The sequence below is a fragment of the Sunxiuqinia sp. genome (assembly GCF_055140945.1).
The window spans coordinates 73,550-85,806 of the sequence record NZ_JBSQYS010000018.1 but is presented as its reverse complement, the minus strand read 5'-3'; the positions used below and the strand labels follow the sequence as shown (position 1 = coordinate 85,806).

Below are 12,257 nucleotides of genomic sequence, written 5' to 3'. Positions count from 1 at the left end.
GAATCAAAATCAGGCGGCGTTGCACCTCCGGGGTGCTCGCTTGAATGTTTTTCATGCTCCGGTGCATCTCCAGGGTGCAAGCGAGCATGTTCGAAGTGGCCCCCCCCACTTCCGAAGTACCCCCCCTGGGGTGTTAAATAGACCTTATTTTGAATGAAACTAAATTATCGCTATCAAAATTAATTATTCTGTAAAGTTGGTTATCTTGCACCACGGTATAACAGTACGGTATGGATTTTCAGAGCACAATTACACTTAGGCGAACAACTCATTTACCGGAACAAGAGGTTGATTGACATTATATTCAAACGATACTTGAGCATGAATCGAGCAAAACAACAGAAATATATACTCATGTTTCTTCACGGGAGTTAAAAAAAATGTTAACCCTCTGGAAAACTCATGGGATGATATAAAACATAATAGAGTGCACAATACTTGCTAATATGGTAGGTATTATGCACTTTTAAATTCGATATAGTAAAAATAACAACACCTTTGAGCATTTGCTCAATCGTTAGGCTGCATTTAAAAAGATCCAATGGCAAAGAAAAAAGTCACTAAACTAGACGCATATATTTTCATTGATACAAATATTCTTCTCGATTTTTATCGGATTAGAAGAACAGACATTTCATTAAAATATCTGGAAGAAATCGAGAGACATAAGGACTTAATGATTTCTACTAGCCAAGTAGAAATGGAATACAAAAAAAACCGTCAATCAGCAATTCTTGAGTCAATTGGTGAAGTAAAAAAGATAAACAATGTTAACCTTACAGTACCAGCAATAATTTCGGACGCTAAAGCCGTTGAGATGATCAAAAAGTCCAAAAAGGACATTGACGATCAACAAAAAAAATTGAAAGATAGGATTGAAAAGATTTTGAAAAATCCAAGCTTGAATGATCCTGTTTATCGGATGCTACAAAAAATTTTCAAACATAAATCCCCGATTAATCTTAATAGAGAAAACAAAGAGAGATTCACCATTAGACGGCTTGCACTCAAAAGATTTATGCTGGGTTACCCACCAAGAAAGAGCACGGACAACTCGATAGGTGACGCAGTTAATTGGGAATGGATAATAAGATGTGCTGAAAAATCAAAGAAGCACATAATTTTAGTGACCAGAGATACTGACTTTGGTGCAATACACGAAAATGAATCCTACTTGAACGATTGGTTAAAACAAGAGTTTAGGCAGAGAATTAGTCAACAAAGAAAATTAATCTTAACTGACAAATTATCCAGAGCCTTTAAACTTGTTGAAATTCCTGTCACTAAAGAAATGATAGAAGAAGAAGAAAATGTAATCAAGACTTCTTCTGATCTTTATAAGCAGAAGCTTTTAAGAGATCTACTTAAAAAGTGGAGAGAATCAAACTTGGACAAAGATGATCCAGAAGAAAATGAATAAAAAACGCTGACTAGTCTAGTAAGCTAGGGAAATTTCACCCCTTACTTCTCGAACAACCGTACGTGAACCTCTCAATCATACAGCTCTTATTATGTCGTATACTTTACGGAGGCGCTGCCGTGGGAGAACCTGCTGGAATAATTTCATCCATCATCTTATTGTTTGCTAAAGAAAATTTGTATTTTAAACATTTTTTCAGAGCTCTCAGTAAAATGGCGTATCGAAACTGATAAATCAAAATAAAATATGATCATAGCTTCTATTTTAATAATAAGCGGATTTACAAGCCTGATTTTTGGAGCGAATTGGCTTGTTGACGGAGCTTCATCATTAGCGAAAAAGAACAATATTTCTGATTTAGTTATAGGCTTGACGATCGTTGCTTTTGGAACATCTGCACCCGAATTAGTTGTAAATTCTGTAGCTTCATTTAATGGACTTTCCGATATCGTTTTTGGCAACATCATTGGCAGCAATAATTTCAACTTGTTTGTCATACTCGGAATAGCAGGTTTAATTTACCCGATTACGGTTCAATCTTCAACTGCCTGGCGAGAAATTCCAATATCCCTTGTCGTAACAATATTGTTATTCCTACTTGCAAATAATTTTTTCGTTACTCAAAATCCTGAAATTTCAAGACTTGACGGAATTTTCTTACTCGGTTGCTTTTGTTGCTTCATATACTATGTATTCAATCAACTCAAGCAAGAAAAAACAGAAGTGTTAGCTTATAAAAACAAATCCAATTATAAAATTTGGGGATTAATAATAATTGGAATAGCTGGCCTAATAATAGGCGGAAAATTAGTGGTTGACAATAGTATAAATATTGCGACCGAATTGGGGATTAGTCAAAAAATAATTGGCCTAACTATAATTGCCGCTGGAACTTCCTTGCCAGAATTAGTTACATCAATAGTAGCTGCTTTAAAGAAGAACAGCGACATCGCAATTGGAAACGTAATCGGTTCAAATATTTTCAATATTCTGTTAATACTTTCTATTAGCTCGTTTGTGAATCCGATAACGTATAGTCCAAATTTTAACCAAGACTTATTGATCGTGAGTGGCGGAACGCTTTTTTTGCTACTTGCAATGTTTACTGGAAAAAGAAAAAAGCTTGACCGATGGGAAGCTTTAATCCTGTTAACCTTTTATTTGATTTACACGACCTATTTAGTTTGGAAAGAACTATAAAAACACACCAGAGTCGAGTAAGCCAGGGGAGTTTCACCACTAACTTCTCACAGAACCGTAAGTGAACCTCTCCATTCATACGGCTCTTATTCTGCAGTAAATTTCATTTCGTTAGTTGATAGCCAAATATCCAGACAATCACCAGTAGTTCATTAAATTAGTGGTTGCAAATCTCAGCCACCGCCTCGGCGCACCGCTCCCCATCAATAGCTGACGAAGCGATACCTCCGGCATAACCGGCCCCTTCGCCACAGGGGAACAAGCCTTTAATGCGGATGTGTTGCAAGTCGCTCTCGTTCCGAGGAATGCGAACAGGCGACGAAGTACGAGACTCAACGCCAACTGCCGTGGCCTCTTTTGAAAGAAAACCTTTTGCTTTTTGATCAATTTGCTGAATACCTTCGCGCAAGCGGCTGGCAATGCGCTTCGGCAATTTATCGTGCAAAGCAGCAGCCGTCAGTCCGGGACGATACGACGACTCCGGTAAATCCGTAGATTTTTTGCCGGCAACAAAGTCGGTCAACCGCTGAGCCGGGGCAAACTGGGTATTTCCATTAATCATGAAACAAAGCTTTTCGATTTGCTTCTGAAACTCCAATCCGGCAAAAACCCCATGCTGCTGATATTCGCGCAAATCCTCAGGTCGAACTTCAACCACTAAACCAGAATTAGCAAAAGGTGAATTTCGCTTGGACGCCGACATGCCGTTAACAACCAATTCTCCCGGAGCTGTCGCTGCCGGAACGATGAAACCGCCCGGGCACATGCAAAATGAGTACACTCCCCGATCTTTCACCTGCTCGACAAACGAATAAGTAGCAGCAGGCAAAAAAGGTCCTCGCTGAGATTGGTGATATTGAATCGTGTCAATCAATGCTTGTGGATGTTCTACACGCACTCCCATTGCGAAGGTTTTAGCCTCTAAATTGATCCCTTTGCGGTACAACAACTCATAAATATCACGGGCCGAATGGCCGGTTGCTAAAATTAAAGCATCAAAATCGTAGGAGCTGCCATTGGCCAATTTGATGCCGGTGCATTGGTCACCTTTCAGCATAAAATCGGTGACCCGACTATTAAAATGGATTTCTCCTCCCGATGCGATAATTTGCTCCCTGATTCCTCGTATCACGCCGGGAAGCTTATCGGTACCGACATGCGGATGGGCATCAATTAAAATTTCCGGATCGGCACCAAACTGAACCAAAACCTCCAGCACCTTCTGCACACTTCCACGCTTTTTTGACCGCGTGTAGAGTTTCCCATCCGAAAAAGTTCCGGCTCCTCCCTCTCCAAATCCGTAATTGGAATCCGGGTCAATGACATGCTCCCGGTGAATCAGCGCGATGTCACGTTTTCGGTCGCTTACATTTTTCCCTCGTTCAAAAACGATGGGTTTCAGACCCATCTCAATTAAACGCAAGGCAGCAAACAAACCGGCCGGGCCAGCACCTACAATGCCAATGGCTTGTTTATGCTCAACATTTTGATAGTCGTAGCTTACAGAAGAAACTTCAGGTTCTTCACCCAAATAAACAGTCACACCCAAATTAATTCGGATCTGCCGTTGTCTGGCATCAATGGATCGCCGGCGAACAACAATGGAAGTGATATCGCTATCGGATGCACCCAACTTCTGGCAAATCACAGGACGATAAAACTGTTCATCCGACGCCTGTTTGGGAGTCAGTGATATATTGAGGTCTTTTTTCACGTGTTTATAATCGTTTATTTTTTGCAACACATGGAACTCGCTTTAAATATTCATGCTTCTGTGTGTGAATATTTTTACAGGCTCGTTTCAATCTATTCGAAATGGAAGCTTAAAGTGAATACGTTCGAACTCAGCTTTTCTATTGCTGACGTATAATACTGACGCTGCGTGTCATCGGGTCCGCTATTCAATATGTTTCCGACTCCCAGACTCACTTTCAGCTCAGTTGACAAGCGGAAAAAGCGCAAATAACTATCCCAGCCAATTCCGGCTTCAAGATAAAAACCGCCTCTTTTAACCCGCACTAAATCTTCAACCCCGGTTTTCGAAATGTCTACTCTGAAAGCCGGTCCGGCAATCAGGTAAGGGCGTTGATTATTCAATCGGCTTGATTTGTATTTCACTAATAATGGCAAATCGATGTAAGTTGATTTGATTGAATAATACTCCTGCCGAGCAGAGCTTGGGGCATTGATATCGTATATTGGAACATTGTACACCAAGCGACGTTCTCCGAATGACAGACCGGGTAAAAAACGCAAATCAAAGTACTCTCCCAAGCGCAGGCTGGTTACAATTCCAACGGTCAGCCCGGGAACCTGCTCAGCAATATCAGCATGAACTGTATCGCCATAGGTAATTTCATTTCCGTCGATGTTGTTCCATTGCTTTGGCACAAAATCAGGGTTTTCTCCAATTGGCCGGTAATGTTGAAACCGAAAATCCAAGGTATTAATTGCAATGGTAAACCCAAAGTGCAATTGCTTCTCATCAAAGGTTGTCAGGTTCTTCACCCGTTGAATTTGAGCGAATGAATTAATCGCCAAATAAAGAAGCGCTATGCTAATGAAGAGTTTTTTCACTGATTCTGATCAATTTATTGTCCTAAATCAAAAACCATCTAATTCTCAAAATATTGTCTGTTTCAGCATGTGAATCATCACATTTATTTTTGAGCGATGTATATTGTTGCAATTCCCATGGTCAATCTTCGTTGCCGAACCTGGCGAAAACCGGTATCCGACAAGATATTTAACATATCCTGGTCATCAGGAAAAGCCATCACCGACTCGGGCAAATACGTATAAGCTGAAGAATCTTTGGAAACCAGTCCACCGACAAACGGCAAAATATGGAAGAAATAAAACTTATACAACTGTTTGAACGGAAAATGTTTGGGTTTCGAAAACTCCAGAATGATGGCGACCCCATCATCATGAAGCACCCGATAAAACTCGTCCAACCCACTCTGTAAGGTTTCAAAGTTACGAACCCCAAAAGCTACTGTAATGGCATCTATCGAATCATCTTCAAAAGGCATACTTTCCGAATCCCCTTTCTGAAAGCGAATGAGAGAATCCAGTCCTAACTTTTTAACCTTTTCCTCTCCTACCCGGATCATTTCTCCGGATAAATCGTAGCCAATAATCTCATCAACATTTAACCTGGAAGTAGCAATGGCGAAATCACCGGTGCCCGTAGCCACATCTAAAACACGCTTTGGATGATATTCACGGAGAATTTTAACGGCCTTTTTACGCCATAACCGATCGATTCCAAGGCTTAAAAAATGATTTAAAAAATCGTATTTTGCCGCGATATTGTCGAACATTTGTTCGACTTGTTGCTTTTTATTTTTATCAGAATTTTGATAGGGAGCTACTGTCATTCAGCTTGTGGTATCATTTTATCAATATAACCCAACGACTCATCATCAATACGAATTTCGCCTTTCGTCACATGCCCAAGTGTAAAAAACGGCAGTTTCGTACTTTGCATAAAATCAACGAAATCATCTTCACTCTCCTGTGGAACACCAACGATTAAACGTCCCATTGATTCACCAAACAAAAAGGCATCACTTCTAATCTCGGCATCGGTTGTAATATCAAATCCAAGTCCGGCTGGCATTCCGGCTCTCATCAGGGAAAAGAAAAGTCCACCTTTTCCAACAGGGCTGGCAGAGGTTATCAGTTGTTTTGAAATTAACCCTTTCATTGCTTCCTGCAAACGAACTTCCACATCAATATTAAACTGAGGAAGAGGCGAATCATACACTTCGTGGTAAAACTCAAGATATTCTGATGAATTGATATCATCGTAAGATTTTCCGATTACAAAAATATTGTTCCCCTTATTCTTCAGGTTATGCGTAATCACTTTGTCTTTATCTTCCACACTACCCATCATACTAATAATGATTGTAGGTGTTAGATCACCGTGTCCGGTAAAATAGTCGAACCTGATTTTACGATCGGCAACTTTTATATTGAATTTTTGGCAAGCATTCTCCAAGCCCTGTTTTGCACCCGAAGCAATAAACTGCCCATTCGGATGAGCAATATTAATGTGGTACAAAAAAGCACTCACCGCTTCCGGTTTCACTCCGTAACAAGCCATTCTTCGAGCCGCACGACTAATCAGAATTTCAATCGCTTTTTGAGGGTCAGTGGCTAAATGATGGTGAAAGGCATGCGTTGTCATGGCCATCATCTGTCCATTGTCAGCAGTAAAAATACCAGTTTCATCCGAATCTCCATTGGCCACATTTTCAAGCTCCAATCCTTCCTCACTAAAATCATTAAAGTAATTAACCGGGGCCAGGTTTGGATTGACCATTAGGTTAAAAACAATTTCATTAATATCTTTGGGCTCTTCAATCTGATCAATAGAGAACACCTCTTGGTTTTCAACTGTTTCAGCCATAACTTTTAATTCTTTACTTCTTATAAGAAAACAAAAATAGTCAAGTAGTTGATTTTTTCATAAAAAAAAGGGAATTTTAATTTCTCTGAAAAGACAGAAAAATACCATGAAACAAAAGATTGCGTTAATTACCGGAGCAACATCCGGCATCGGACTGGAAACCGCTAGAATACTCTCAGAAAATCATTTTAACCTTATCATAACCGGACGAAGAAAAAATCGATTGGAAGATTTAAAGCAAGAACTGGAACATGATAATTGTGTTGTCCTCACCCTCTGCTTTGATATTCAATCCAAAAAAGAAGTTGACCAAGCACTTTTGTCTTTATCCGACGAATGGAAAAAAGTTGACGTTTTAATCAACAATGCCGGGCTTGCAGCGGGCTTTGATCCGATTGACAAAGCCAAAACGGAGGATTGGGAAAGCATGATTGATACCAATATTAAAGGTTTACTTTATGTCACACATGAGGTGTCGAACTGGATGATAAAACGAAACGAAGGCCACATTTTAAATATTGGGTCGATTGCAGGAATTGAGCCTTACCCAAACGGAACGGTCTATTGCGGAACCAAACATGCTGTAATTGCGATCAGCAAAGCTATGCGCATTGAGTTGGCTCCATACAACATCAAAGTGAGTACGGTGAGTCCGGGAGCTGTAGAAACCGAGTTTTCGCTTGTTCGGTTTAAGGGTGAAAAGGAAAAAGCCCAAAAAGTGTATGAAGGTTTTACTCCTCTTAATGGCCGTGACATTGCAGAAAGTATTTACTTTGTGGTGTCGAGACCGGCGCATGTTAATATTGATGACCTTTTGATCATGCCTACGGCTCAGTCTTCGGCAAGAGATGTTTTCAGAAAATAACAGAAAATGACGATAAGCTCAACATATCTTAAAGAATTTACCCAACAGGTTTTTGAAAAAATAGGATGCTCTCCGGCAGAAGCCGAGTTAGCGGCTGATTGCTTAAATCAAGCCGATTTGCGTGGCGTTGATTCACACGGGGTTGCCCGCCTGAGTGGCTACATCAGATTGTGGGAGAAGAAGAGGCTAAATGCCAAACCCGATATGAAAGTGGTTCATGAAACACCATCAACCGCAGTGCTGGATGCTGATTTGGCATTGGGATTGGTTGCCGGCCCCAAAGCCATGCAACTAGCTATCGACAAAGCCAAACAGGTTGGCAGTGGCTGGGTGGCTGTAAAAAACTCGAATCACTACGGCATTGCAGCCTATCATGCCATGATGGCGCTGGAAGAAGACATGATCGGCATTTCAATGACCAATGCCAGTCCACTTGTTTCTCCTACTTTTTCGAAAAGTCGCTTTTTGGGAACTAATCCAATTGCCGTTGCCATTCCGGCCAAAACCGAACCTCCATTTATAATGGATATGGCTACCACAACCGTAGCAAATGGTAAACTGGAAGTTTTACAACGCAAAGGCGAAGATGCCCCATTCGGCTGGGCACAGGATAAAGAAGGGCAACCAACAACAGATGCCTTTACTCTTAAAAAAGGTGGAGCGATGCTTCCGCTTGGTGGCGACCGGCAACACGGAAGCCACAAAGGTTATTGCCTGGGCGCTATGGTCGATATTTTCTCCGCCGTTTTATCAGGCGCCAATTATGGCCCCTGGGTTCCACCGTTTGTAGCCTTCCTCGATCCTCCAACAAATCCGGTTGGTGATGGTATCGGCCATTTCTTCGGTGCTTTTCGGATTGATGCGTTCCGACCTGCTGAAGATTTTAAAAATCACATGGATAATTGGATACGAACGTTTCGCAATGCCGAAACGGTGAATCCTAACGATCAGGTTTTGATTCCCGGTGATCCGGAAAGAGAACTAACCGCTGAACGTCAACAAAAAGGCATACCTTTGCAACAAGCTGTTGTTGAAGATTTAAAACAATTAGCTGCCAGTCTGGAATTAACCTTTAATCCGAAACAACATGCCTAAAACACTGGTCATAACTCCGGTTAAAGACTCGATTGACACCACGCTTCAAACAATCGAAGCAATTCATGCGGCAGATGGTGATCATCTGCACTATGTTTATAATGATTTTAGCACACCCGAGACAAAAAAGATACTTGAAAAGAAAAAGAAAAAGTTTGGATTTGAGCTGATCAACCTCGAAGAAATCACGAATACTCCATCGCCCAATTACAACCTGGTGCTTCAAATGGCACAGAGAAAAGCAATTGACTTAAAAGTGCCTTTGGTGATCGTTGAATCAGATGTAATTATCAAGCAAAACACCTTAGACAAGATGTACGAGCTTAGCCTGAGTACCGAAAATTGTGGCATGCTCGGAGCAATTACGACCGATGAATCGGGACAGGTTAATTTTCCGTATCTTAATTTCAAAGGAGAAAAAAAGGAGATTACAGATACATCACACAGTCTGAGTTTTTGTTGCACGCTACTTAGTTTAAAACTTCTGGAAAGCTTTTCGTTTAAAGAGCTTTCCAGTGAAAAGCACTGGTACGATGTATTTATCTCAAGAAAGTCGAAGTTACTCGGTTTTAAAAATTACCTGGTTACATATCTTCCGGTGGTTCATAAACCACACAGCAGCCGCCCTTGGAAGCAGCTCAAATATACCAACCCACTAAAATACTATTACAATAAGCTAATTAAACGGAAAGATCGTATTTGATGGCTCTCATAAAAAACTATCAACGTTTCAAACTATTGCTACAGCTGCTCTTTTGGCTTAGCAGTTTCACATTTGCGTTGGCTTCCTTTTATGTTGCTTCCGATTTTCATTTCAACCTGCCTAACGACACCCTGCGAGCCTTAATTCTCAACGCGGGCTTTGCCGTTGGAGTGTACGTCAATCTCCGAATACTTATTCCCGGATTACTCAGAAAGAAATTCTATATTTTTTATGCGTTCTGGTTGATTATTACGCTGGCTGTCTCGTCCTTAATCATTCTGACCCTTTTCTACTTTTTACTTCACTTTAACCGTCCGCGGTTGTTTTCCTCGTACTTCTTCACTACGGCCTTCTATGTTGGAGTAACATCGCTGGTCAAGTTTCTGCACGAATGGATCGAAATGCAGGATATTGCGCTGCGTTACAATCAGGTAGAACGTGAAAAGCTGGAAGCTGAACTAAACACACTGAAAGCCCAGATCAACCCGCACTTTTTGTTTAACTCGCTGAATAACGTCTACTCTCTTTCGCTAATAAACTCGAAAGAAACACCCGGTATGATTTTAAAATTATCGGACTTAATGCGCCATGTATTATATGAGTCCCGGGAAAATTTCATTAGCCTTAAAAAAGAAATTGAGTTTATTCAAAACTTTATCGAACTGCAACGTATTCGGTTATCGGGTAAAACAGATATCAAATTTCAGCTAAGCGGAGAACCGAATAATAAACTCATCATCCCCTTGATTTTTGAGCCCTTTGTTGATAACGCATTTAAGCATGGAAGCAAGTCGATTCAGGATAATCCCTTTATCCATATTGAAATCGAGATCAAAGAGCACTGGCTGTATTTTAAGGCGAAAAACAGCTTTGATGAGGCTAGCACCTATGCAAATCCAAAAGCGTCCGGCATTGGTCTTAAAAACGTCAAAAAACGACTAGCCTATTTATATGCAAAGGATGAATACGATTTAAAAATCAGTAAAAAAGAAAATATCTTTAGCGTGGAATTAAGACTGACTTTAAAAACGACAATATGATCAGAGCAATAGTAGTTGATGACGAACCATTGGCGCAAAATGTAATTAAGCAATTTGCCAAGGATATTCCGGAGCTTGAAATAGTATGCTGCTGTAACAATGCTCTAGAGGCCAACAGCCTTTTAAAGGACGAACATGCTGACTTAATGTTCCTTGATGTTAATATGCCAAGATTAAGCGGCTTAGATTTTTTGAAAAACCTTACGAATCCTCCATTGGTCATTTTAACAACGGCCTACGCTGATTATGCCATGGAAGGATATGAACTTAATATCCTCGACTACCTGAAAAAGCCCTTTTCGTTTGAACGCTTTTATAAAGCTGTACAAAAAGCTGAAGAACAGTTACTATTAATGGCTGCTCAGTACCACGAAGACAACAATCCGGATTACATCTACATAAAGGCCAACAAAAAGGCCATCCGGGTTGAATTCAAATCAATAACTTATATCGAAGGTCTGGGTGATTACATCAAAGTTCATTTGAAAGATAAACACCTGGTGACCAATCTATCCATGAAAAAGATGGAAGAGCTACTTCCAGCAGCCGAGTTTTTCAGAACTCACAAATCATACATCATCCGTCTTGATCAAATCCAAAGCATTGAAGGCAATCAGCTTGAAATTAATGGACAAAAATTACCAATAGGCAATAACTTCAGGCACGATTTTCAAGAACTGATTAATAAGCACATCATCAAATAACCGGACAGCTAAATGTTAAATCCTTGCTCTCTTAGGGTTGCTAGCAGCTTTTTAGAGAAGAATTCACTATCAACCTTTTTATAACGTACATCGGTAAATACCTGTGCCAGGTTATCTTTTTCATTTTCTTTCACAAACTGTTTTGAACTTGGCAAACTCTCCTTTTCTCTATGTAAATCATTAATCCTTTCAGTCGTATAATCGTTATACTTTTCTGAATGAATAAGCCCATCCAGCGGCAATCGATCTGTTAACTCAGGTTTGTGATCAGGATAGCCTACAACAATCGCCGTAATCGGAATAACGCCTTTGGGAAGCTCAAGAACATCAATAAACTCCTTGGCATTGTATAGTGCTGTTCCCAGGTAACAGATACCCAATCCGTGATCCTCCGCTTCAACACATAAATTCTGAGCGAATAATGAAGCGTCTATCGTTGAATTCATCAACCACAATAAGTTATTGTACCCGGCATCAGCATTTCGTTCTTCACACCATAAATTAAACCGATTAATATCAGCACAAACAGTTAGTAAAACGGGCGCTTGTTTCACCATTGGTTGATTAAAGTGTAAAGGAGCGAGCTTCTCCTTCGCCTTAATGTCTTTAGTAACAACAACGCTGTATAGTTGCATATTCCCCGTATTTGATGCTCTGGTTCCAGCCTCAATAATCTGATTCAAGACTTCTTCCTCTATCGGCGTTGATTTATACTGACGAATAGATCGATGTTTGAAAAGTATGTCCATAATTGTTGATTTTTAGAAATACAAAAATACAAAAAAAGGGGAAGCCAACTGGCTCCCCCTT

Annotated in this window: 12 protein-coding genes; 7 read left to right on the top strand and 5 right to left on the bottom strand. The window is 40.4% G+C overall.

Annotation, left to right across the window (positions count from 1 at the left end; all coding sequences use genetic code 11):
• Positions 1-541 precede the first annotated feature (541 nt).
• Both ACTB00_RS10540 and ACTB00_RS10535 read left to right on the top strand, forming a co-directional pair.
• Positions 542-1,420, top strand: a complete 879-nt coding sequence (locus ACTB00_RS10540; protein ID WP_463299884.1) for a PIN domain-containing protein — start codon at positions 542-544, stop codon at positions 1,418-1,420.
• 246 nt (positions 1,421-1,666) lie between these two features.
• Complete coding sequence (locus tag ACTB00_RS10535) at positions 1,667-2,620, top strand: calcium/sodium antiporter (RefSeq protein WP_463299883.1); 954 nt, start codon at positions 1,667-1,669, stop codon at positions 2,618-2,620.
• A gap of 157 nt (positions 2,621-2,777) precedes the next feature.
• Here the strand turns inward: ACTB00_RS10535 and ACTB00_RS10530 are convergent, their stop codons facing one another.
• The 4 genes from ACTB00_RS10530 to ACTB00_RS10515 all read right to left on the bottom strand — a co-directional run bounded on the left by ACTB00_RS10530 (position 2,778) and on the right by ACTB00_RS10515 (position 7,040).
• Positions 2,778-4,334 (bottom strand): NAD(P)/FAD-dependent oxidoreductase, encoded by a 1,557-nt coding sequence (locus tag ACTB00_RS10530; RefSeq protein WP_463299882.1) that lies wholly within the window; start codon positions 4,332-4,334, stop codon positions 2,778-2,780.
• Positions 4,335-4,426: 92 nt separating this feature from the next.
• Complete coding sequence (gene porT / locus ACTB00_RS10525; RefSeq protein ID WP_463299881.1) at positions 4,427-5,197, bottom strand: type IX secretion/gliding motility protein PorT/SprT; 771 nt, start codon at positions 5,195-5,197, stop codon at positions 4,427-4,429.
• 83 nt (positions 5,198-5,280) lie between these two features.
• Positions 5,281-6,003 carry a bifunctional demethylmenaquinone methyltransferase/2-methoxy-6-polyprenyl-1,4-benzoquinol methylase UbiE gene (gene ubiE / locus ACTB00_RS10520; RefSeq protein ID WP_463299880.1) on the bottom strand — a complete coding sequence of 241 codons (723 nt, stop codon included), beginning with the start codon at positions 6,001-6,003 and terminating at the stop codon, positions 5,281-5,283.
• Positions 6,000-7,040, bottom strand: a complete 1,041-nt coding sequence (locus ACTB00_RS10515) for an AIR synthase-related protein (protein WP_463299879.1) — start codon at positions 7,038-7,040, stop codon at positions 6,000-6,002. Before ACTB00_RS10515 ends, ubiE begins: the two co-directional genes overlap by 4 nt.
• 106 nt (positions 7,041-7,146) lie before the next feature.
• Between ACTB00_RS10515 and ACTB00_RS10510 the strand changes: the two genes are divergently transcribed.
• Genes ACTB00_RS10510 through ACTB00_RS10490 form a run of 5 tightly spaced genes read left to right on the top strand, consistent with a single transcriptional unit; the run spans position 7,147 to position 11,447 of the window.
• Positions 7,147-7,905 (top strand): SDR family NAD(P)-dependent oxidoreductase, encoded by a 759-nt coding sequence (locus ACTB00_RS10510; protein ID WP_463299878.1) that lies wholly within the window; start codon positions 7,147-7,149, stop codon positions 7,903-7,905.
• 6 nt (positions 7,906-7,911) lie between these two features.
• Positions 7,912-9,000 (top strand): Ldh family oxidoreductase, encoded by a 1,089-nt coding sequence (locus ACTB00_RS10505; protein WP_463299877.1) that lies wholly within the window; start codon positions 7,912-7,914, stop codon positions 8,998-9,000.
• Positions 8,993-9,703: a glycosyltransferase gene (locus ACTB00_RS10500; protein ID WP_463299876.1), complete on the top strand. Its 711-nt coding sequence runs from the start codon at positions 8,993-8,995 to the stop codon at positions 9,701-9,703. Before ACTB00_RS10505 ends, ACTB00_RS10500 begins: the two co-directional genes overlap by 8 nt.
• Entirely contained in the window at positions 9,703-10,743 is a 1,041-nt protein-coding gene (locus ACTB00_RS10495; protein WP_463299875.1) for a sensor histidine kinase, read from the top strand. The genes ACTB00_RS10500 and ACTB00_RS10495 overlap by 1 nt, the downstream gene beginning before the upstream one ends.
• Positions 10,740-11,447: a LytR/AlgR family response regulator transcription factor gene (locus tag ACTB00_RS10490; RefSeq protein WP_463299874.1), complete on the top strand. Its 708-nt coding sequence runs from the start codon at positions 10,740-10,742 to the stop codon at positions 11,445-11,447. Before ACTB00_RS10495 ends, ACTB00_RS10490 begins: the two co-directional genes overlap by 4 nt.
• A gap of 8 nt (positions 11,448-11,455) precedes the next feature.
• On the opposite strand, the gene ACTB00_RS10485 is transcribed toward ACTB00_RS10490, so the two are convergent.
• On the bottom strand, positions 11,456-12,196 hold the full coding sequence (locus ACTB00_RS10485; protein ID WP_463299873.1) for a nitroreductase family protein: 741 nt from the start codon (positions 12,194-12,196) through the stop codon (positions 11,456-11,458).
• Positions 12,197-12,257: the final 61 nt, after the last annotated feature.

Excerpts from the sequence above, each read along its gene's own strand:
- ACTB00_RS10490 (WP_463299874.1), top strand. The coding sequence starts at position 10,740 with ATGATCAGAGCAATAGTAGTTGATGACGAACCATTGGCGCAAAATGTA.
- ACTB00_RS10495 (WP_463299875.1), top strand. The coding sequence starts at position 9,703 with ATGGCTCTCATAAAAAACTATCAACGTTTCAAACTATTGCTACAGCTG.
- ACTB00_RS10540 (WP_463299884.1), top strand. The coding sequence starts at position 542 with ATGGCAAAGAAAAAAGTCACTAAACTAGACGCATATATTTTCATTGAT.
- ACTB00_RS10535 (WP_463299883.1), top strand. The coding sequence starts at position 1,667 with ATGATCATAGCTTCTATTTTAATAATAAGCGGATTTACAAGCCTGATT.
- ACTB00_RS10485 (WP_463299873.1), bottom strand. The coding sequence starts at position 12,196 with ATGGACATACTTTTCAAACATCGATCTATTCGTCAGTATAAATCAACG.
- ACTB00_RS10515 (WP_463299879.1), bottom strand. The coding sequence starts at position 7,040 with ATGGCTGAAACAGTTGAAAACCAAGAGGTGTTCTCTATTGATCAGATT.
- ubiE (WP_463299880.1), bottom strand. The coding sequence starts at position 6,003 with ATGACAGTAGCTCCCTATCAAAATTCTGATAAAAATAAAAAGCAACAA.
- ACTB00_RS10505 (WP_463299877.1), top strand. The coding sequence starts at position 7,912 with ATGACGATAAGCTCAACATATCTTAAAGAATTTACCCAACAGGTTTTT.
- ACTB00_RS10500 (WP_463299876.1), top strand. The coding sequence starts at position 8,993 with ATGCCTAAAACACTGGTCATAACTCCGGTTAAAGACTCGATTGACACC.
- ACTB00_RS10510 (WP_463299878.1), top strand. The coding sequence starts at position 7,147 with ATGAAACAAAAGATTGCGTTAATTACCGGAGCAACATCCGGCATCGGA.